Genomic DNA, 18,608 nt, shown 5'->3' with positions numbered 1-18,608 from the left:
GACGTGCGCGTGGTGGCGCTCTTGTCCAGCCGATTTCGCCGCAATCCCTTCATCGATGAGTGAGGAGACGCCCATGCAGCCACGCAACGCCACCGTCGCGGTGATCGGCGCCGGCGACTACATCGGCGCCGAGATCGCCAGGAAATTCGCCGCGGAGGGGTTTACCGTGTTCGCCGGGCGGCGTGACGGCGCCAAGCTCGCGCCCCTGGTCGAGGAGATCGAAGCCGCCGGCGGCGCCATCGTGGCGCACTCGCTGGATGCGCGCGAGGCGGATCAGGTGGCGGCCTTCCTCGACGCAGCCGACGCCCACGCGCCGCTTGAGGTCTGCATTTTCAACGTCGGCGCCAACGTCAATTTTCCGATTCTCGACACCACCGACCGGGTGTTCCGCAAGGTCTGGGAAATGGCCTGCTGGGCCGGGTTTCTGGCCGGCCGCGAAGCCGCGCGGCTGATGCTGCCGCGCGGGCAGGGCAACATCTTCTTCACCGGCGCCACCGCTTCCTTGCGCGGCGGCTCGGGCTTTGCCGCCTTTGCCTCCGCCAAATTCGGGTTGCGCGCGGTGGCGCAGGCGATGGCGCGCGAATTGGGACCGAAGAACATCCATGTCGCGCATCTGGTGATCGATTCCGGCGTCGACACCGCCTGGGTGCGCGAGCGCCGCGAACAATTGTGGGGCAAGGCGGCACTGGACAATCCCGACCTGTTGATGCCGCCGGCGTCGGTCGCTTCGTCGTATTGGCAGCTCTATCAGCAGCCGAGAAGCGCTTGGAGCTTCGAGATGGTGATCCGGCCGTTCGGCGAGAAGTGGTAGGGCGGTCGCCTTGGTTCGCCGAACCCGCGGCTGAACAAACGCCGCGCGAAGACAACAAAGGATTCTGACAATGCGCATTCTCGTGGTCGGCGCCGGGGCGATCGGCGGCTATTTCGGTGGACGGCTGTTGCAGGCCGGGCGCGACGTCACCTTCCTGGTGCGGCCCAAGCGCGCCGCCGAACTGAAAGCCGATGGCCTGGTGATCAAAAGCCCGCTCGGCGACGTCACGCTGCCCGATCCGCCGACCGTGCTGGCGACCGATCTGAAACAGCCGTTCGATCTGATCCTGCTGAGCTGCAAGGCGTTCGATCTCGACGACGCCATCGCCTCGTTCGCGCCGGCGGTCGGGCCCGACACCGCGATCCTGCCGCTGCTCAACGGCATGGCGCATCTCGACGTGCTGGAGCACAAATTCGGCGCCGAGCGGGTGCTCGGCGGGCAATGCGTGGTGGCGGCGACGCTGAATGTCCAGCGCCAGGTGGTGCAGCTCGCACCGATGCATTCCATCACCTTCGGCGAGCGCGACGGCGCGATGTCGGCGCGAGCCGCGGCGATCGGCGCGGTGCTGTCGGGGGCGATGTTCGAGGTCCACGCCTCGCCCGCCATCCTGCAGGAGATGTGGGAAAAGTGGGTGTTTCTGGCGACGCTCGCCGGGGTCACCAGCGCGATGCGGGCGCCGGTCGGGATCGTGCTGGCGGCGGCCGGCGGCGCCGATTTCATCCTCGGCGTGCTCGACGAATGCACCGCGGTGGCCGAAGCCGCAGGCTATCCGCCGCGCGGGCCGTTCCTGGAGCGCACCCGCGGCATGGTGACGGCGGCCGGATCGCCGCTGACCGCGTCGATGTTCCGCGACATCCAGGCCGGGGCGGCGATCGAATCGGAGCACGTGATCGGCGATCTGATCGCCCGCGGCGACGCCGCCAAGACGCCGTTACCGCGACTGCGTGTCATCTTCACGCATCTCCAAGCCTATCAGTTGCAGCGGCGCTGAGTGACACGCCGAAAAGTTGCGCTGCAGCATAAGACTTTGGTCGAAAGATTTGATATAGATCATATCAAATGCCGTCAGTTCGCGTGGCGAACTTAGAAACTCTCTGCAATTGCAGGAGAATTTGGCAAGTTCCAGCATTTCTCGGATGAGTTGTGCGTCGTTGCCCAACATTCGAGCAATTTGATTTCGATCAAACCGAGTGCCATGAAACTCGGGTTGGTGACCCCAGATCCCCGCCTTGAAAAAGAACCAAACGATGAACCAGGCCCTGACTTCCAAACGGATAACCATCGGCGAAGGGGGCATGCTGGCCCTGTTCACCGTGATGGCGGCCTTTTGTGTCCTCGCCGTGATCAAAGCGCAGGACGCCGCCTTCGCCTTCCACGCCGCCATCGGCGCCGCGATCAGCGCCTGGGCGGTGTTCGCCATCGCCACCCGCTATTCCGGCCGGCCGGCGGCCCCGCCGCCGCAGGAAATCAACGGCGTGCCGAATTACAATTTCGGCCCGGTGAAATTCTGTTCTTTCATGGCGATGTTCTGGGGCATCGCCGGCTTCGCGGTCGGCCTCTACATCGCCCTCGAACTGGCGTTCCCCGGGCTCAATGTCGCCCAATGGGTCAATTTCGGCCGGCTGCGGCCGCTGCACACCTCAGCGGTGGTGTTCGCATTCGGCGGCAACGTGCTGTTGGCGACCTCGTTCTACGTGGTGCAGAAGACCTCGCGGGTGCGGCTCGCCGGCGATCTGGCGCCGTGGTTCGTGGTGATCGGCTACAACGTCTTCATCCTGATCGCCGGCACCGGCTATCTGTTGGGCGTCACCCAGTCCAAGGAATACGCCGAGCCGGAATGGTATTCCGACGCGCTGCTCACCGTGGTCTGGGTCACCTATCTCCTGGTGTTCCTGATGACGCTGGTGAAGCGCAAGGAACCGCACATCTTCGTGGCGAACTGGTTCTACCTCGCCTTCATCATCACCATCGCTGTGCTGCATCTGGGCAACAACCCCGCTGTGCCGGTGTCGTTCTTCGGCTCGAAATCCTACATCGCCTGGGGCGGCGTGCAGGACGCCATGTTCCAGTGGTGGTACGGCCATAACGCGGTCGGCTTCTTCCTCACCGCCGGCTTCCTCGCCATCATGTACTACTTCATCCCGAAGCGCGCCGAGCGGCCGATCTATTCCTACCGGCTGTCGATCATCCACTTCTGGGCGCTGATCTTCCTCTACATCTGGGCCGGCCCGCATCACCTGCACTACACCGCGCTGCCGGACTGGACCCAGACGCTCGGCATGACGTTCTCGATCATGCTGTGGATGCCGTCCTGGGGCGGCATGATCAACGGCCTGATGACGCTGTCGGGCGCCTGGGACAAGCTGCGCACCGATCCGGTGCTGCGCATGCTGGTGGTTTCGGTGGCGTTCTACGGCATGTCGACCTTCGAAGGCCCGATGATGGCGATCAAGGTCGTCAATTCGCTCAGCCACTACACCGACTGGACCGTCGGTCACGTCCACTCGGGCGCGCTCGGCTGGGTCGGCTTCGTCTCGTTCGGCGCCCTGTACTGCCTGGTGCCGTGGGTCTGGAACCGGAAGCAGCTGTACTCGCTGAAGCTGGTCAACTGGCACTTCTGGATAGCGACGCTCGGCATCGTGCTCTACATCTCGGCGATGTGGGTGTCGGGAATTCTGCAGGGCCTGATGTGGCGCGCCTACACTTCGCTCGGCTTCCTGGAATATTCCTTCATCGAAAGCGTGGAAGCGATGCATCCGTTCTACATGATCCGCGCCGCCGGCGGCGGCTTGTTCCTCTGCGGCGCGCTGATTATGGCCTATAACCTCTGGATGACGGTCCGTACCGGCGAGTCATCGGAAACGCAGCCGAGCGTTGCGCTTCAGGCAGCCGAATAAGGAACCTTGCGATGACAACATTCTGGGATCGTCACAAGATCTTCGAGAAAAACTCCATCGTGCTGATCGTCGGGATTCTGGCGGTGGTGGCGATCGGCGGCCTCGTCGAAATCACCCCGCTGTTCTACCTCAAGAGCACCATCGAAAAGGTCGACGGCATCAGGCCTTATACCCCGCTCGAACTCGCCGGACGCAACATCTACGTCCGCGAGGGCTGCTATCTGTGCCACTCGCAGATGATCCGTCCGCTGCGCGACGAGGTGGAGCGGTTCGGGCACTTCTCGCTCGCCGCCGAGAGCATGTACGACCACCCGTTCCAGTGGGGATCGAAGCGCACCGGGCCGGATCTGGCGCGGGTCGGCGGCAAATATTCCGACGATTGGCACGTCGCCCATCTGAAGGATCCGCGCTCGATCGTGCCGCAGTCGGTGATGCCGAGCTACGCCTTCCTGGCGCGCACCGAAGTCGACACCGATCACATCGCCGATCATCTGCGCACCAACCGCATCGTCGGCGTGCCCTATACCGACGAAGAGATCGCCAGCGCCAGCGCCGACATGAAGGCGCAGGTCAATCCGGACAGCCCGGAGGCCGCCGAGCTGTTGAAACGCTATCCCAAGGCCGTGGTGCGCAATTTCGACGGCAAGGACGGCAATCCGACCGAACTCGACGCGCTGATTTCCTATCTGCAGATGCTGGGAACGCTGGTCGACTTCAAGCTGTACAATGAAAAAGCCAACCTTCGCTGAGGCACGGACATGAACGCGATCGTCTCCACCGACAACTGGGTTTCGGATTTCGTGCTGACGCTTTGGACCCCGCTGTTCATCGCCATCTTCATCGCCATCGTGACTTACGCGCTTTGGCCTCGGAACAAGTCGAAATTCGACGCGGCTGCCAGCATGCCGCTGCGAGAGGAATGATGGATCATGGCTGAGCACGACAAGCACGGAAATTTCGACGAGGTCACCGGCAAGACCACCACCGGCCACGAATGGGATGGCATCGAGGAACTCAACACGCCGCTGCCGCGCTGGTGGGTGCTGACCTTCTATGCCACCATCATCTGGTCGTTCGCCTATTGGGCGGTGTATCCGGCCTGGCCGCTGGTGCAGAGCTACACCACGGGTTGGTTCAACTACTCGTCGCGCGCCGAAGTGGCTGTTGAACTCGCCAAGCTCGAACAGATCCGCGGCGACAAGATGGCGGCGCTGGCCACCGCGCCGCTGGCCGATATCGAAAAGGACCCCGGCATGTTCGCCCTGGCTCGCGCCAAGGGCAAGGCGGTGTTCGGCGATAATTGCGCCGCCTGCCATGGCAGCGGCGCCGCCGGGTCGAAGGGGTTCCCCAACCTCAACGATGACGACTGGCTGTGGGGCGGCACCCTGGAGCAGATCGAGCAGACGCTGAAATACGGCGCCCGCAACGGCCATCCCGAGGCGCATGAGGGCCAGATGCTGGCGTTCGGCAAGGAGGGCGTGCTGAAGCCGGACGAAATCGTCACCGTCGCCAACTACGTGCGGTCGCTGTCCGGCCTGCCGACCCGGCCCGGCGTCGATGTCGCCGCCGGCGGCAAGATCTTCGCCGAAAACTGCGTAGTCTGTCACGGCGAAGACGCCAAGGGCAATCAGGAGATCGGCGCGCCGAACTTGACCGACCGGATCTGGCTGTACGGTTCCGAAGAGGCCACCATCATCGAGACCATCACCAACGGTCGCGCCGGCGTGATGCCGGCCTGGATCGACCGGCTGGATGCGGGAACGATCAAGGCGATGGCGGTCTACGTACATTCCCTGGGTGGCGGCAAGTAAAAGCGCTGGGTTTCGACCCGCGCCATAATGCGAGCCAACACTTGAGGTTAATCAATTTCGCCCATGAGAGTGAGCTTAAGGCTCACGCTCAATCGACGCGAGATATACCTCATCATGAATAAGCCCGTGCTGCCGAAAGACCTGCAAACGGACCCCGACGGGCCGCTTTATGTGGCTCAGAAGAAGATCTACCCGCAGCGTGTTTCGGGAACCTTCCGGCGTATCAAATGGTACCTGATGGCGATCTGCCTCGGGATCTATTACTTCCTGCCGTTCGTGCGCTGGAACCGGGGCATCGGCGCGCCCGACCAGGCGGTGCTGATCGATCTGCCCAACAGCCGGTTCTACTTCTTCTTCATCGAACTGTGGCCGCAGGAAATCTATTACTTCACCGGGCTGTTGATCGTCGCCGCGATCACCCTGTTCCTGATGAATTCGCTCGGCGGCCGGGTGTGGTGCGGCTATCTGTGCCCGCAGACGGTGTGGACCGACGTGTTCTACGCGGTGGAGCGGCTGATCGAGGGCGATCGCCGCGAACGGATGAAGAAGGCCGCCGAAGGCCTGACGCTGCAGCGCGGCGCCGAGCTGGTGCTGAAACACTCGATCTGGATTCTGATCGCGTGGTGGACCGGCGGCGCCTGGGTGCTGTATTTCGCCGACGCGCCGACGTTGGTGAAGGAGCTCGTCACCTTCCAGGCGCCGATGATCGCCTACATCTGGATCGCGATCCTGACCTCGACCACCTATCTGCTCGCCGGCTTTATGCGCGAACAGGTCTGCGTCTACATGTGCCCGTGGCCGCGGATCCAGGCGGCGTTGACCGACGAATGGGCGCTCAACGTCACCTACAAGTATGACCGCGGCGAAAAGCGCACTTCGCTGAAAAAGGCCGAGCAGGCCCGTGCGCTCGGTGAAAAGGTCGGCGACTGCGTCGATTGCAATCAATGCGTCGCGGTGTGCCCGACCGGCATCGACATCCGCAACGGCTCGCAGCTCGATTGCATCCAGTGCGGGCTGTGCATCGACGCCTGCGACGCGGTGATGAAGAAGGTCGGCCGGGAAACCAGGCTGATCGGCTACGACAACGACATCAACATCCACCGCCGGATGGAGGGCAAGCCGGAAGTGTTCCGGATGGTCCGGCCGCGCACCGTGGTGTATTCGGCGCTGATCGTCGGCGTCGGCGCGATCATGCTCTATGCGCTGATGACGCGGACCCTGCTCGACGTCAACGTGCTGCACGACCGCAATCCGCTGGCGGTGCGGCTCAGCGACGGTTCGGTGCGCAACGCCTACACCATGCGGCTGCTCAACAAGCGCGGCTTCGATCGGGTGATCGCGATCGACGTCGAGGGACCGCCCGACGCCACGGTGCATGTCGTCGGCATGGATTCGCTCACCCCGGAGCGGCCGGCGATCGTGCTGGGCCGCGACCAGACCACCGAATTGCGGGTGCTGGTGACGTCCAGCCCCGACGCTAAGCTGGCGCCGTCGACGCCGGTGAAATTCCACATTACCGACATCGGCCTCGGCGAAGTGGCCTCGGCCAGCGACAATTTCGTCCTCCCCTGAAGCGCAACCGCGGAGCCTTCCATGAGCAAGCCAATGTCGTCGGCGCGGCCGTTGAGCGGAGGCGTCGTGCTCGCTGCGCTGTTGGCTTTCTTCGCGGTGGTCGTCGGTGTCAACGTGACGATGATGACGCTGGCGATCAAGACGCTGCCCGGCACCGAGGTCGATAGCTCCTATACTGCCAGCATCGGCTACAGCCACGAGATCGCCGCGGCGCGCGATCAGGCGCAGCGCGACTGGCGGGTCGACGCCCGCGTCGAACGCCAGCCGGACGGCACGGCGTCGCTGCGGGTCGAGGCCCGCGACCGCAACGGCGCCCCGCTCGCGGGCCTGACGTTTTCCGGACGGCTGGAGCGGCCCGCCGACAAGCGCGCTGACAAGGACGTGATGCTCGCCGAGATCGGCGACGGGGTTTATCGTGGTAACGCTGCGGGGGTCTCGCCGGGACAATGGGACCTGGTGATCGAGGGCGATTCCACAGGCAACCGGGTGTTTCTGTCGAAAAATCGCCTGGTTCTGAACTAGGAGACCACCATGACCAGCACGCTGATGACGCGGGATTTTTCGCATTACGTCAAAGACGTCGATGCCCAGATCGCGCATCTCGACCTCGCGGTCGAAGGCGTCAGCTGCGCCGGCTGCATGGCCAAGATCGAACGCGGGCTGTCGGCGATGCCCGACGTCACCCGCGCCCGCGTCAATCTCACCGACCGCCGCCTCGCCATCGAATGGAAGAAGGGCGCGCTCGACCCCGCGCAATTCATCGATCGGCTGGCCGAGCTCGGCTACAAGGCCTATCCGTTCGAGCCGGTGCGCGCCGAGCTCGACGAGGCCGACCGCTCGAAATTCCTGCTGACCTGCCTCGGCGTCGCGGCGTTCGCTGCGATGAACGTGATGATGCTGTCGGTGCCGGTGTGGGCCGGCTCCGACATGACGCAGGACACCCGCGATTTCTTCCACTGGCTGTCGGCGCTGGTGGTGCTGCCCTGCGCCGCCTATGCCGGCCAGCCATTCTTCATCTCCGCGTTCCGCGCGCTGCGCGCGCGCAGCGTCAACATGGACGTGCCGATCTGCATCGGCGTCACGCTGGCGCTGGCGATGTCGCTGGTCGAGACCATCAACCACGCCGAACACGCTTATTTCGACGCCGCGATCATGCTGCTGACCTTCCTCCTGGCCGGGCGCTTTCTCGACCAGAAGATGCGCCAGCGCACCCGCGCGGTGGCCGGCAATCTCGCCGCGCTGAAGGCCGAGACCGCCACCAAATTCTTCGGCGCCGACGAGATCCGCGAAGTGCCGATCGCCGCGATCGAGCCCGGCGACATCGTGCTGCTGCGGCCCGGCCAGCGCTGCGCGGTCGACGGCAGCGTCATCGAGGGCCGCTCCGAAATCGACCAGAGCCTGATCACCGGCGAGACCCTGCACGTGCAGGCCGAGCGCGGCACCCAGGTCTACGCCGGCACGCTGAACGTCTCCGGCAGCTTGCGGGTCCGGGTGGCGGCCGCCGCCGAGGGCACGCTGCTGTCGGAAATCTCCCGGCTGCTGGAGAACGCGCTGCAGGCGCGCTCGCACTACGTCCGGCTCGCCGATCGCGCGTCAAGGCTCTATGCGCCGGTGGTGCACGCCGCGGCGCTGTTGACCATGCTGGGCTGGGTGGCGTGGGGCGCCTCCTGGCACGACGCCATTGTCACCGCGATCGCGGTCCTGATCATCACCTGTCCCTGCGCGCTCGGGCTCGCGATCCCGGCGGTGCAGACGGTCGCCGCAGGCGCCATGTTCCGCGCCGGCGTGCTTCTGAATTCCGGCGACTCAATCGAGCGCGTCGCCGGTGTCGACACCATCGTGTTCGACAAGACCGGCACGTTGACCTTGCCGGAGCTCGACGTGGTCAATGCGCAAAGCGTGCCGGCCGAAGTGTTCAGCCTGGCCGGCCGGCTGGCGCTGGCCAGCCATCATCCGGTCGCCGCCGCAGTGGCGCGCGCCGCCGGCGCCAAATCGCCGCTCGCCGACGTGATCGAGGAGCCCGGCCAGGGCGTGCGCGGCTTCGTCGGCGGCGCCGAGGTCAAGCTCGGCAGCCCGGCCTATTGCCACGCCGAAGCGCTGGCCAACGAGATCCTCAGCCAGGATCCGGAAGTCTCGGTGGTGGCGTTCAGCCGCGGCGCGACCGAGCGCACCGTATTCGCGGTGCGGCAGCGGTTGCGGCCGGATGCCGCTGCGGTGATCGCCGCGCTGCAGCAGCACGGCATTGCGGTCGAGATGCTGTCGGGCGACCGCGAGCCCGCGGTGCGCCACGCCGCCGACGCGCTCGGCATCAGCGTCTGGCAGGCCGGGGTCAAGCCCGGCGACAAGATCGCGCATATCGAGGCGCTGAAGCGGCAGGGCCGCAAGGTGATGATGGTCGGCGACGGCATGAACGACGCGCCCTCGCTCGCCGCCGCCTCGGTGTCGATGTCGCCGATCAGCGCCACCCATCTCAGCCAGGCTACCGCTGACCTGGTGTTCCTCGGCAAGGAGCTGGCGCCGGTGCTGGCCGCGGTGGACTATTCGCGCAAGGCGATGCGGCTGATGCGGCAGAATCTGGCGCTGGCGGTCGGCTACAACGTGCTCGCGGTGCCGATCGCGATCGCCGGACTGACCACGCCGCTGATCGCCGCGGTGGCGATGTCGGGATCCTCGCTATTGGTGATGCTGAACGCAATTCGCGCGCGCCATGCCGGCCAGGGAGATTAGCTCATGGAAGTCATGGTGTTCCTGGTGCCGCTGGCGCTCGGGCTCGGGCTGGTCGGGCTGATCGGGTTTCTGTGGTCGCTGCGCAGCGGTCAATATGAGGATCTCGACGGCGCGGCGTGGCGGGCGATTTTCGACGACGAGCCGCCGCAGGCTCCCGCGCCGGTCGCGCCGCATAAGGAGTAGTTCGGGCGGGCTCCGCGTCGGCCCGCGACCGGGTGATTTGCGAGTGCGTGTTTCGGGCTGAAACTTCGATCGGGATGCGCAGCAGGTGATTTCGTATTTCGGCACTCGCCACCACTGATTATTTCGCGCCGCGCGCCGCCTGCGGAAGGATCGGCTTATTTTTCGGGCCTTGTTGACTTCACGGCCGAGATCGGACGAAATCCATTCATCCGGTCGATCGAGGAGCCGCTCAGGCGGGTGTGCGGTCGGACAAAACGATCCTGCCCTGTGATCGAATGATCGGGGCGCTGGTCGGATGGGGATTTGCGATGTCGTTCCGACGTAGGATTTCAGCCTTGCTGTCACGTGTTGTCACCGCGATCGGTGAGGCGCGCTGGCCGAGCTGTTGTTGTTGAAGCTGCCGCTTCGACCGCTTCACCCCTTTTCCTTGCTACGAACCAGAAAGGCGCCGGCCGTTGAGCCCGGCGACGGGTTTGTCATGTCCAATGCATCCAGCGCATTCATCATCGAAGTCCGTTCTCGCGCCGCCGGCATCGTCGTCCGTGACGGTCGCTATTTCCGCTTCCATGCCGCCACCCACGACTTCAACGATCTCGACGGCCGCGGCTTCCGCTCGCCGAGCGACGCCCACAAGGCGGCGCTGCGTCATGCCTCGGCGCTGGATAACCGCCGCAGCCGCCCGGCGTTCGGCGACCACCGCATCGCCAGCTGACGCTGTCGATGCCGCGATCGGATCACCGCCGCTGCCGCTCGGGCGCGATCGCCCGGGCCGGCCGCGGCCGGCGCGCGTTGGGCCGGTCCCTGCCGGCGCTCACCAGCGCCGCGCGATCCTCCCCGGCGATGACCAAAAATAACGCTTGCGAGAAATAATCTCCCAAGTATGATACATAACGACCGTTGTTTTAGAAGAAAGTTCTAGTTATGACCGATCTCGCACTCCCTCCGGTTGAATCGCATCGCCGGATCGATGCCATTGACCGCAAGATTCTGACGGTGCTGCAACAGGATGCATCGCTCTCGGTGGCCGAGATCGGCGACCGCGTCGGGCTGTCGTCGACGCCGTGCTGGAAGCGGATCCAGCGGCTGGAAAGCGACGGCATCATCATGCGCCGGGTGGCGCTGGTCGATCAGAACAAGATCGGGCTCGGGCTGTCGGTGTTCGTGTCGATCGAAAGCGGCGATCACTCCGATGCCTGGCTGAAGAAATTCGCCGAGGCCGTCAGCGCGATGCCGGAAGTGATCGAATTCTACCGCATGGCCGGCGACGTCGATTACATGCTGCGCGTCGTGGTCGCCGACATGCGCAGCTACGACGTGTTCTACAAGAAGCTGATTAGCGCGGTGGCGCTGAAGAACGTCACCTCGCGCTTTGCGATGGAGAAGATCAAGTCGGTCACCGCGCTGCCGGTGCCGGCGCTGGAAGCGGCGTAAGCGGCTGCGCGCATCATTTCCCGCCGGCGTGCCGTCACGCCGCGGCGGTTGTCGGCGCAGCTTGTGATCGACTCGATGCGCTGAACCGAAAGGAAGCCGTCATTCCGGGGCGCCTGGTGCTAGCCGCGACGTGATCCGGACGTCACCGCTCCGATCACCCAGCCGAGGCCATAGAGGATCACAAGACTGAGGACGATCAATGTCGTGTAATTGTTGAGCCACGGCTGCCCGGCCACAAATTGATCGAGGCCGAATGCCGTGATCAAGAGAAAAACCGGCAGGCAGGCGATTTGGCCCAATACGTAGGCTCCCTTCGGGTCAGCAGTTGATCCCGCAATCAGCATAGCTGCCGCAAAGATCAAGTAGATGGCGCACAGGCTCAGCCCGGTCTTGCTGATCCAAGTCCGCTCCATCCAGCTCCCGCTCATCAAAGGCCCTACACGTCGACGTTGGCGCTCAGCGAATTGTCCTGGATGAATTCGCGGCGCGGTTCCACCACGTCGCCCATCAGCTTGGTGAAGATGTCGTCGGCCTCGTCGACCTCGCGCACCTTCACCTGCAGCAGCGAGCGCGCATTGGTGTCGAGCGTGGTGTGCCAGAGCTGCTCCGGATTCATCTCGCCGAGGCCTTTGTAGCGCTGCAGCGCCACGCCCTTGCGCCCGGCGTCGGTGACCGCCTCGAACAGGCTGACCGGGCCGTGGATCGGCGTCTCGGTGTCCTTGCGGCGCAGCAGCCCGGGCCGCGGATAGGCCTCCTGCAGAGCGGCGGCGTATTCGTCGAGTTTGCGCGCGTCGGCCGACGACAGCAATGCGGCGTCGATCGTCGCTGCGTCCTTGACGCCGCGCACCGTGCGCTCGAAGCTGAAGCCTTCGCCCTCGGTGAAGCGGCCGATCCAGCCGCGCTCGACCTCGTCGGCGAGCGCGTCGAGCCGGCGCGCGATATAGGCCGCGGCCTCGTTGGCGGTGGCAAGATCGCCGGTGACGCGCGGGTTGAGCACGCCGGCGATCGCCGCCTGCTCGACCACGCTGCGATTGTAGCGGCTGTGCAGATTGTGCAGCGTGCCGCGAATCTGCCTGGCGTCTTCCACCAGCGCCAGCAGGTCGCGGCTGCTGCGGTCCTCGCCCGAGGCGAGCTTGAACACGCAGTCGTCGAGCCCGGTCTCGATCAAGTAATCTTCCAGCGCGCGCTCGTCCTTGAGGTACTGCTCGGACTTGCCGCGCGTCACCTTGTAGAGCGGCGGCTGCGCGATATAGAGAAAGCCGCCCTCGATCAGCGCCGGCATCTGCCGGAAGAAGAACGTCAACAGCAGCGTGCGGATATGCGCGCCGTCGACGTCGGCGTCGGTCATCAGAATGATCTTGTGGTAGCGCAGCTTGCTGATATCGAAATCGTCGCGGCCAATGCCGGTGCCGAGCGCGGTGATCAGCGTGCCGATCTGCTCGGAGCCCAGCATCTTGTCGAACCGGGCGCGCTCGACGTTGAGGATCTTGCCGCGCAACGGCAGCACCGCCTGGAATTCGCGGTTGCGGCCCTGTTTGGCGCTGCCGCCTGCGGAATCGCCCTCGACGATGAACAGTTCGGATTTCGCCGGGTCGCGTTCCTGGCAATCAGCAAGTTTGCCCGGCAACGAGGCGATATCGAGCGCGCCCTTGCGCCTGGTCAATTCGCGGGCCTTGCGCGCGGCTTCGCGGGCGGCGCCGGCTTCGATCACCTTGCCGACGATCACCTTGGCCTCGGCGGGATGTTCCTCGAACCACGCGGCGAGCGCCTCGTTCAAGACGTTCTCGACCACCGGGCGGACCTCCGAGGACACCAGCTTGTCCTTGGTCTGCGAGGAAAATTTCGGGTCCGGCACCTTCACCGACAACACCGCGGTCAAGCCCTCGCGGCAATCGTCGCCGGTCAGCGCGATCTTTTCCTTCTTGGCGATGACGTCGGCATAGCCGTTGACCTGCCGGGTCAGCGCGCCGCGGAAGCCGGCGAGATGGGTGCCGCCGTCGCGCTGCGGGATGTTGTTGGTGAAGCACAGCACGTTCTCGTGGTAGCTGTCGTTCCACCACAGCGCCGCCTCGACGCCGATGCCGTTCAGTTCCGCCGCGATCATGATCGGCGCGGGCACCATCGCCTTCTTGTTGCGGTCGAGATATTTGACGAATTCCTCGACGCCGCCGCGATACATCATCTCTTCGCGCTTTTCGACCGCGTGGCGCAGGTCGGACAGCACGATGGTAACGCCGGAATTCAGGAAGGCGAGCTCGCGCAGCCGGTGCTCCAGCGTGGCGAAATCATATTCGATGTGGGTGAAGGTTTCCGGTGAGGCCAGGAACGTCACCTCGGTGCCGCGCTTGCCGTTGGAGTCGCCGACCACCACCAGCGGCGCCACCGCGTCGCCATGGGCGAATTCGATGAAATGCTCCTTGCCGTCGCGCCAGACCCGCAGCTGCAGCTTGCTGGACAGCGCGTTGACCACCGAGACGCCGACGCCGTGCAGACCGCCCGACACCTTGTAGGAGTTCTGGTCGAATTTGCCGCCGGCGTGCAGCTGGGTCATGATGACCTCGGCCGCGGAAACGCCCTCGCCCTTGTGGATGCCGACCGGGATGCCGCGGCCGTCGTCGCGCACCGTCACCGAGCCGTCGGCGTTCAGCACCACCTCGACCGCAGTGGCGTGGCCGGCCAGCGCTTCGTCGATGGCGTTGTCGACCACCTCATAGACCATGTGGTGCAGGCCGCTTCCGTCATCGGTGTCGCCGATATACATGCCGGGGCGCTTGCGCACCGCGTCGAGGCCCTTCAGCACCCGGATCGATTCCGCGCCATATTCGCTGGGGGCGGACGGTTCGGGTTCGGCAATCGGCTGCCGGGCGGGTTCTGTCATGAGGGGCCTTTGGGATGCGTCGAATCAACGCGAAAAATTCGTCTCAACCGCGCCTTTGTGCCACGAAAGGAGCCACGCGCCTAGCGCAAAGTCGCGTCCAACAAGTTGTTGAATAAATGGGATTTTTTGCCGGTTTTTCAAGGCCCGAAGGGGCCATTTTAGGAGCCCCGGCAAGCCCGGTTTTGTCGCGCCAAAATGGCCCCCGGCGGGCCCGAGGAGGCCGCCACAGCGGCCTGTTACACGCTGAGGTTCAGCGTCGAATGGTCGGCAAAGCTCAGCGTCGCTGTGGCGTTGCCGTCGAGATTCAGGACGATCGAATCGTCGGAGCCCTTGAAGCTGACCACCGCGGTACCGCCATTACGCGTCACGCTGACGTCGGATTGCGAATAGCCGCTGATTGCCAGCGTCAGGTCGCCGCTGGAGCGGATCACGTCATGGCCGTCGCCGCGGTCGAACGCCACGCTGGCGTTGGATCCGCTGATCCGGATCGAATCGTCGCCGCGACCGCCGCTGACGCTGGAATAGCCGCCGACCGCGATGGCGTCGTTGCCGTCGCCGCCGCTGACGGTGGAGTAATCGCCGCTGTCGATCCTGTCGTTGCCGGCACCGGCGTTGATGGTGGCGTAGCCATAGCTGCTGATGACGTCGTTGCCGGCGCCGGTGGAGACGGTGGCGTGGTCGTAGGCGTCGACTTTGTTGTTGCCGTTGCCGGCATTCACGATCGACCAGCCATAGGTGCTGATGACGTCGTTGCCGGCGCCAGTGGAGACGGCGGCGTGGTCGTAGGTGGAAACCCTGTTGTTGCCGTCGCCGGCATTCACGGTCGACCAGCCATAGGTGTCGATGTCGTCGTTGCCGGCTCCGGTGGAGACGGTGGCGTGGTCGTAGGTGGAGACCTTGTTGTTGCCGTCGCCGGCATTGATGGTGGCATAGCGATAGGCGTCGATGACGTCGTCGCTGGCGCCGGTTGTGATATTGGCGTTGTCATAGGCAGCGGCGCCCGTCGACGACGCGGCGTGTCGCAGCGCGTTGATCTGCGCCAACAACCGCAGCACCACGGTCTGCTCGGCGTTGGCGCGGGCCAATAATTGTTTCGCGCGGGCTGAGATCTCGATCCTGGTCGCTGGAGTCGCGGTGGCTTTCGCCGCAGCGGCGTCCAGAGCCTGGCTGTCCGACGCGTCGCTGTTGGCGTTCTGCCGCGCCGCCGCTTCGGTGGCCGGGTTCAGGAGCGCGCTGAGGCTATGACCGGAGGTCTGGTGCGAGGCGGCGACGTACATCGGAGGCGTCCTTCATGACGCCGCCGCGGAGACGGAATCTAGCTCCACCGACGGCTGTCGAACGATCCCCCGTGATGATGAAGGCCAGGTAAACGCCGCCGCCCGCCGAACTGCGACAGTTTGTCATCGACCAGCGCCGGCTACTACTCAAGCCGGGTGGAGTAATCGCCTGCTACACGCCGCGCCGCGCGATGCGGCCGCTGTCGACCTCGAAAACTTCGCCGCCGGCGCCAAGATCGGCGAAGGCGGCGGGATCGGCGCCGGTCAGCCAGATCTGTGCGCCGAGGCTCGCCAATTCGTCGAACAATGCGCGTCGGCGCGCCGGATCGAGATGCGCCACCACCTCGTCGAGCAGCAACAAGGGCGTGATGCCGGTCATCTCAGCCACCAGATAGGCGTGGGCCAGCACCAGTCCGATCAGGAGCGCCTTCTGTTCGCCGGTGGAGGCGTCGCGCGCTGGCATGTTCTTTGGCGTGTAGAGCACCCGCAGGTCGGTGAGGTGCGGGCCGTCGAGCGTGCGGCCGGCGGCGGCGTCGCGGGCGCGGTTGTCGCGCAGCGCCATGCGGTAGCGGTCTTCGACCGCGGTGGCAGGCTCATTGCGCAGCGCGTTTTCCATCCAGCCGTCGAGCGCGATGCTGGCGGAGGGAAATGCCGAGTTGCCGCCGCGTTGTGCCAAGGCCGCGGCGAGCCGCGTCACGGTCTCGCCGCGCATCGCAGCCACCGCCACCGCGAGCTCGGCGGTCTCGCGCTCGATCGCGTCGAGCCAATGCGCGTCGCCACTGCGCTGCTCGAGCAGCCGGTTGCGCGAACGCAGGCTGCGGTCGAGCGCCGACACCCGCGAGGAATGCTCGCTGTCGATCGCCAGCACCAGCCGGTCGAAGAACCGCCGCCGCTCCGAGGCTGCGCCGAGAAACAGCCCGTCCATCGCCGGCGTCAGCCACACCATGCGCAGATGATCGCCGAACGCCGCCGCCGAGCCGACATTCTCGCGGTCGATCCGGCAGCGCCGGCTGGTCGCGACATTGTCGCTGCGCGGATCGATCCCGGTGCCGAGCGTGGCGAGGCCGAGCGCGCCTTCGACTTCGGCCGACACCGCCCAGGAGCCATCGCCCTGATTGTCGGCGATGTCGTCGAGCGTGGCGCGGCGCAAGCCCCGGCCCGGCGACAACAACGAAATCGCCTCCAGGCAATTGGTCTTGCCGGCGCCGTTCGGCCCGACCAGCACCACGACGTCGCTGCGCGTCGTCACGCTCGCCGCGCGGTAGTTGCGGAAATGCGTCAGCGTCAGGCGATGGATCTTGGAGACGGTCATGGTTGATTTAGGTGAGTGATGCCGCGGGAATTCTTCCCTCTCCCCTTGTGGGAGAGGGTGGCGCCTTGCGGAGCAAGGTGCCGGGTGAGGGGTGCCGTCGCGACCTTATCTGAGCCTTGCCAGAATATCTTCCAGCACCGCCGATGGTCGCAGCAGCACGTCGTCGTTCCAGTAGCGCAACACGCGAAAGCCGTGCGCACTCAGCATCGCATCCCTCGCCGTATCCTGCCGCGACGACGCGTGTTGACCGCCGTCGATCTCGATCACTACAGAATGCTCGAAACAGACGAAGTCCAGGATGAAGTTCTGAAACGGCACCTGCCGACGAAACTTGAAGTTCGTCAGACGCCGGCTCCGAAGTAGCCGCCACATGCGCGCTTCGGCGTCGGTCGGCTGCCGACGCATATTCCGGGCGAAGCCGCGCAGGCGTTTTGTTGTGGTCAAGTGATGCGGCTTCTGCGCCATCAACCCCTCACCCGCCCTCGCTGCGCTCGGGCACCCTCTCCCACAAGGGGAGAGGGAAAAAATCAACCTCGTGCCATCACACCCGCATCGGCATCAGCACGTAGAGCGCGCCCTTGGCGTCCTTGTCCTGCACCAGCGTCGGCGAGCCGGGATCGGCGAGCTTCAGCACCGCGACCTCGCCTTCGATCTGCGCGGCAATGTCGAGCAGGTAGCGCGAGTTGAAGCCGATATCGAGCGCGTCGGAGGCGTAGTCGACCTCGAGCTCCTCGGTGGCGCTGCCGGAATCCGGATTGGTCACCGATAGCACCAGCTTGCCGGCGGAGAGCGCCAGCTTCACCGCGCGGCCACGCTCCGAGGAAATCGTCGAGACGCGGTCCACCGCGGCCTCAAAGTCCTTCTTGTCGACGATCAGTTCCTTGTCGTTGTTCTGTGGGATCACCCGGCCGTAATCCGGGAAGGTGCCGTCGATCAATTTCGAGGTCAGCACCACGTCGCCGAGCGTGAAGCGGATCTTGCCGACCGACAGTTCAATGCCGATTGCGGCCTCGGTGTCTTCGATCAGGCGCTGCACTTCGCCGACGGTCTTGCGCGGCACGATCACGCCGGGCATGCCCGCAGCGCCGGACGGCAGCGGCAGATCGACCTGCGCCAGCCGATGGCCGTCGGTGGCCACCGCGCGCAGCGTCGAAGCCGCGGCGGTGCCGGCGCTGTGCAGATAGATGCCGTTGAGGTAGTAGCGGGTTTCTTCGGTCGAGATCGCGAACTGGGTGCGATCGATCAGCCGTTTGACGTCGGCGGCGCTGAGCGTGAAGGAATGCGTCATCTCGCCGGCGGCGAGATCGGGGAAGTCGTTTTCCGGCAGCGTCTGCAGCGTGAAGCGGGAGCGGCCGGCGCGGATCGCCAGCACCGAGCGGTCGCCGTCGCCTTCCAGCACGATCTGCGAGCCGTCCGGCAATTTGCGCACGATGTCGTAGAACATGTGCGCCGGCACCGTGGTCGAGCCGCCGGTGGCGGTCTCCGCCGGCAGGGTCTCGGTCACTTCGAGGTCGAGGTCGGTCGCCTTCAGCGACAGCCGGCCCTTTTCGGCGCGCAGCAGCACGTTGCCGAGAATCGGAATCGTGTTGCGCCGCTCGACCACGCGGTGGACGTGGCCCAGCGATTTCAGGAGTTGCGCGCGTTCGACGGTGACCTTCATTGCAAAACCCGCCCGATCCAGATCCACAGCATGTTTGGACATGTAATGG

General features: G+C 65.1%; 18 protein-coding genes. 12 read left to right on the top strand and 6 right to left on the bottom strand.

All coding sequences use genetic code 11. From position 1 onward, the window contains the following. Nucleotides 1-73 precede the first annotated feature (73 nt). From VGC77_RS11500 to VGC77_RS11445, 12 genes are all read left to right on the top strand, one after another. Nucleotides 74-811 (top strand): SDR family oxidoreductase, encoded by a 738-nt coding sequence (locus VGC77_RS11500; protein ID WP_331171698.1) that lies wholly within the window; start codon nucleotides 74-76, stop codon nucleotides 809-811. 70 nt (nucleotides 812-881) lie between these two features. Beyond that, nucleotides 882-1,802, top strand: a complete 921-nt coding sequence (gene panE / locus VGC77_RS11495; RefSeq protein WP_331171697.1) for a 2-dehydropantoate 2-reductase — start codon at nucleotides 882-884, stop codon at nucleotides 1,800-1,802. A gap of 256 nt (nucleotides 1,803-2,058) precedes the next feature. Further along, complete coding sequence (ccoN, locus tag VGC77_RS11490; protein WP_331171696.1) at nucleotides 2,059-3,708, top strand: cytochrome-c oxidase, cbb3-type subunit I; 1,650 nt, start codon at nucleotides 2,059-2,061, stop codon at nucleotides 3,706-3,708. Between the two features lie 11 nt (nucleotides 3,709-3,719). After that, nucleotides 3,720-4,457 carry a cytochrome-c oxidase, cbb3-type subunit II gene (gene ccoO / locus VGC77_RS11485; RefSeq protein WP_331171695.1) on the top strand — a complete coding sequence of 246 codons (738 nt, stop codon included), beginning with the start codon at nucleotides 3,720-3,722 and terminating at the stop codon, nucleotides 4,455-4,457. 9 nt (nucleotides 4,458-4,466) lie between these two features. Further along, complete coding sequence (locus tag VGC77_RS11480; RefSeq protein ID WP_331171694.1) at nucleotides 4,467-4,631, top strand: cbb3-type cytochrome c oxidase subunit 3; 165 nt, start codon at nucleotides 4,467-4,469, stop codon at nucleotides 4,629-4,631. Nucleotides 4,632-4,637: 6 nt separating this feature from the next. Next, the gene (gene ccoP / locus VGC77_RS11475) at nucleotides 4,638-5,519 is read left to right on the top strand and encodes a cytochrome-c oxidase, cbb3-type subunit III (protein WP_331171693.1); all 882 of its coding nucleotides are present in this window, start codon (nucleotides 4,638-4,640) and stop codon (nucleotides 5,517-5,519) included. Nucleotides 5,520-5,633: 114 nt separating this feature from the next. Then, entirely contained in the window at nucleotides 5,634-7,091 is a 1,458-nt protein-coding gene (gene ccoG, locus VGC77_RS11470) for a cytochrome c oxidase accessory protein CcoG (protein ID WP_331171692.1), read from the top strand. Nucleotides 7,092-7,112: 21 nt separating this feature from the next. Next, nucleotides 7,113-7,613, top strand: coding sequence for a FixH family protein (locus tag VGC77_RS11465; RefSeq protein ID WP_331171691.1), 501 nt, complete (start codon nucleotides 7,113-7,115; stop codon nucleotides 7,611-7,613). A 9-nt stretch (nucleotides 7,614-7,622) separates the two neighbouring features. After that, on the top strand, nucleotides 7,623-9,818 hold the full coding sequence (locus VGC77_RS11460; RefSeq protein ID WP_331171690.1) for a heavy metal translocating P-type ATPase: 2,196 nt from the start codon (nucleotides 7,623-7,625) through the stop codon (nucleotides 9,816-9,818). 3 nt (nucleotides 9,819-9,821) lie between these two features. After that, nucleotides 9,822-10,001 carry a cbb3-type cytochrome oxidase assembly protein CcoS gene (gene ccoS, locus VGC77_RS11455; RefSeq protein ID WP_331171689.1) on the top strand — a complete coding sequence of 60 codons (180 nt, stop codon included), beginning with the start codon at nucleotides 9,822-9,824 and terminating at the stop codon, nucleotides 9,999-10,001. Between the two features lie 388 nt (nucleotides 10,002-10,389). Next, nucleotides 10,390-10,713 (top strand): hypothetical protein, encoded by a 324-nt coding sequence (locus tag VGC77_RS11450; protein WP_414709647.1) that lies wholly within the window; start codon nucleotides 10,390-10,392, stop codon nucleotides 10,711-10,713. 209 nt (nucleotides 10,714-10,922) lie between these two features. Next, nucleotides 10,923-11,432 (top strand): Lrp/AsnC family transcriptional regulator, encoded by a 510-nt coding sequence (locus VGC77_RS11445; protein WP_331171688.1) that lies wholly within the window; start codon nucleotides 10,923-10,925, stop codon nucleotides 11,430-11,432. A gap of 119 nt (nucleotides 11,433-11,551) precedes the next feature. Here the strand turns inward: VGC77_RS11445 and VGC77_RS11440 are convergent, their stop codons facing one another. From VGC77_RS11440 to dnaN, 6 genes are all read right to left on the bottom strand, one after another. Next, complete coding sequence (locus VGC77_RS11440; RefSeq protein WP_331171687.1) at nucleotides 11,552-11,845, bottom strand: hypothetical protein; 294 nt, start codon at nucleotides 11,843-11,845, stop codon at nucleotides 11,552-11,554. Between the two features lie 23 nt (nucleotides 11,846-11,868). Further along, entirely contained in the window at nucleotides 11,869-14,310 is a 2,442-nt protein-coding gene (gyrB, locus tag VGC77_RS11435) for a DNA topoisomerase (ATP-hydrolyzing) subunit B (protein ID WP_331171686.1), read from the bottom strand. A 236-nt stretch (nucleotides 14,311-14,546) separates the two neighbouring features. Further along, nucleotides 14,547-15,587, bottom strand: a complete 1,041-nt coding sequence (locus tag VGC77_RS11430; protein WP_331171685.1) for a calcium-binding protein — start codon at nucleotides 15,585-15,587, stop codon at nucleotides 14,547-14,549. 172 nt (nucleotides 15,588-15,759) lie between these two features. Next, nucleotides 15,760-16,899: a DNA replication/repair protein RecF gene (gene recF, locus VGC77_RS11425; RefSeq protein ID WP_331171684.1), complete on the bottom strand. Its 1,140-nt coding sequence runs from the start codon at nucleotides 16,897-16,899 to the stop codon at nucleotides 15,760-15,762. Nucleotides 16,900-17,004: 105 nt separating this feature from the next. Next, nucleotides 17,005-17,364 carry an endonuclease domain-containing protein gene (locus VGC77_RS11420; protein ID WP_331171683.1) on the bottom strand — a complete coding sequence of 120 codons (360 nt, stop codon included), beginning with the start codon at nucleotides 17,362-17,364 and terminating at the stop codon, nucleotides 17,005-17,007. Between the two features lie 76 nt (nucleotides 17,365-17,440). Further along, entirely contained in the window at nucleotides 17,441-18,559 is a 1,119-nt protein-coding gene (gene dnaN, locus VGC77_RS11415) for a DNA polymerase III subunit beta (RefSeq protein WP_331171729.1), read from the bottom strand. Nucleotides 18,560-18,608 lie beyond the last annotated feature (49 nt).

This window comes from Rhodopseudomonas sp. (assembly GCF_036404135.1).
Classification (GTDB): Bacteria; Pseudomonadota; Alphaproteobacteria; order Rhizobiales; family Xanthobacteraceae; genus Rhodopseudomonas_A.
The sequence above is the reverse complement of the archived record's forward strand: the minus strand, read 5'-3'. Positions and strand labels throughout refer to the sequence as shown.

Excerpts from the sequence above, each read along its gene's own strand:
- VGC77_RS11500 (WP_331171698.1), top strand. The coding sequence starts at position 74 with ATGCAGCCACGCAACGCCACCGTCGCGGTGATCGGCGCCGGCGACTAC.
- panE (WP_331171697.1), top strand. The coding sequence starts at position 882 with ATGCGCATTCTCGTGGTCGGCGCCGGGGCGATCGGCGGCTATTTCGGT.
- ccoN (WP_331171696.1), top strand. The coding sequence starts at position 2,059 with ATGAACCAGGCCCTGACTTCCAAACGGATAACCATCGGCGAAGGGGGC.
- ccoO (WP_331171695.1), top strand. The coding sequence starts at position 3,720 with ATGACAACATTCTGGGATCGTCACAAGATCTTCGAGAAAAACTCCATC.
- VGC77_RS11480 (WP_331171694.1), top strand. The coding sequence starts at position 4,467 with ATGAACGCGATCGTCTCCACCGACAACTGGGTTTCGGATTTCGTGCTG.
- ccoP (WP_331171693.1), top strand. The coding sequence starts at position 4,638 with ATGGCTGAGCACGACAAGCACGGAAATTTCGACGAGGTCACCGGCAAG.
- ccoG (WP_331171692.1), top strand. The coding sequence starts at position 5,634 with ATGAATAAGCCCGTGCTGCCGAAAGACCTGCAAACGGACCCCGACGGG.
- VGC77_RS11465 (WP_331171691.1), top strand. The coding sequence starts at position 7,113 with ATGAGCAAGCCAATGTCGTCGGCGCGGCCGTTGAGCGGAGGCGTCGTG.
- VGC77_RS11460 (WP_331171690.1), top strand. The coding sequence starts at position 7,623 with ATGACCAGCACGCTGATGACGCGGGATTTTTCGCATTACGTCAAAGAC.
- ccoS (WP_331171689.1), top strand. The coding sequence starts at position 9,822 with ATGGAAGTCATGGTGTTCCTGGTGCCGCTGGCGCTCGGGCTCGGGCTG.
- VGC77_RS11445 (WP_331171688.1), top strand. The coding sequence starts at position 10,923 with ATGACCGATCTCGCACTCCCTCCGGTTGAATCGCATCGCCGGATCGAT.
- VGC77_RS11440 (WP_331171687.1), bottom strand. The coding sequence starts at position 11,845 with ATGGAGCGGACTTGGATCAGCAAGACCGGGCTGAGCCTGTGCGCCATC.
- gyrB (WP_331171686.1), bottom strand. The coding sequence starts at position 14,310 with ATGACAGAACCCGCCCGGCAGCCGATTGCCGAACCCGAACCGTCCGCC.
- VGC77_RS11430 (WP_331171685.1), bottom strand. The coding sequence starts at position 15,587 with ATGTACGTCGCCGCCTCGCACCAGACCTCCGGTCATAGCCTCAGCGCG.
- recF (WP_331171684.1), bottom strand. The coding sequence starts at position 16,899 with ATGACCGTCTCCAAGATCCATCGCCTGACGCTGACGCATTTCCGCAAC.
- VGC77_RS11420 (WP_331171683.1), bottom strand. The coding sequence starts at position 17,364 with ATGGCGCAGAAGCCGCATCACTTGACCACAACAAAACGCCTGCGCGGC.
- dnaN (WP_331171729.1), bottom strand. The coding sequence starts at position 18,559 with ATGAAGGTCACCGTCGAACGCGCGCAACTCCTGAAATCGCTGGGCCAC.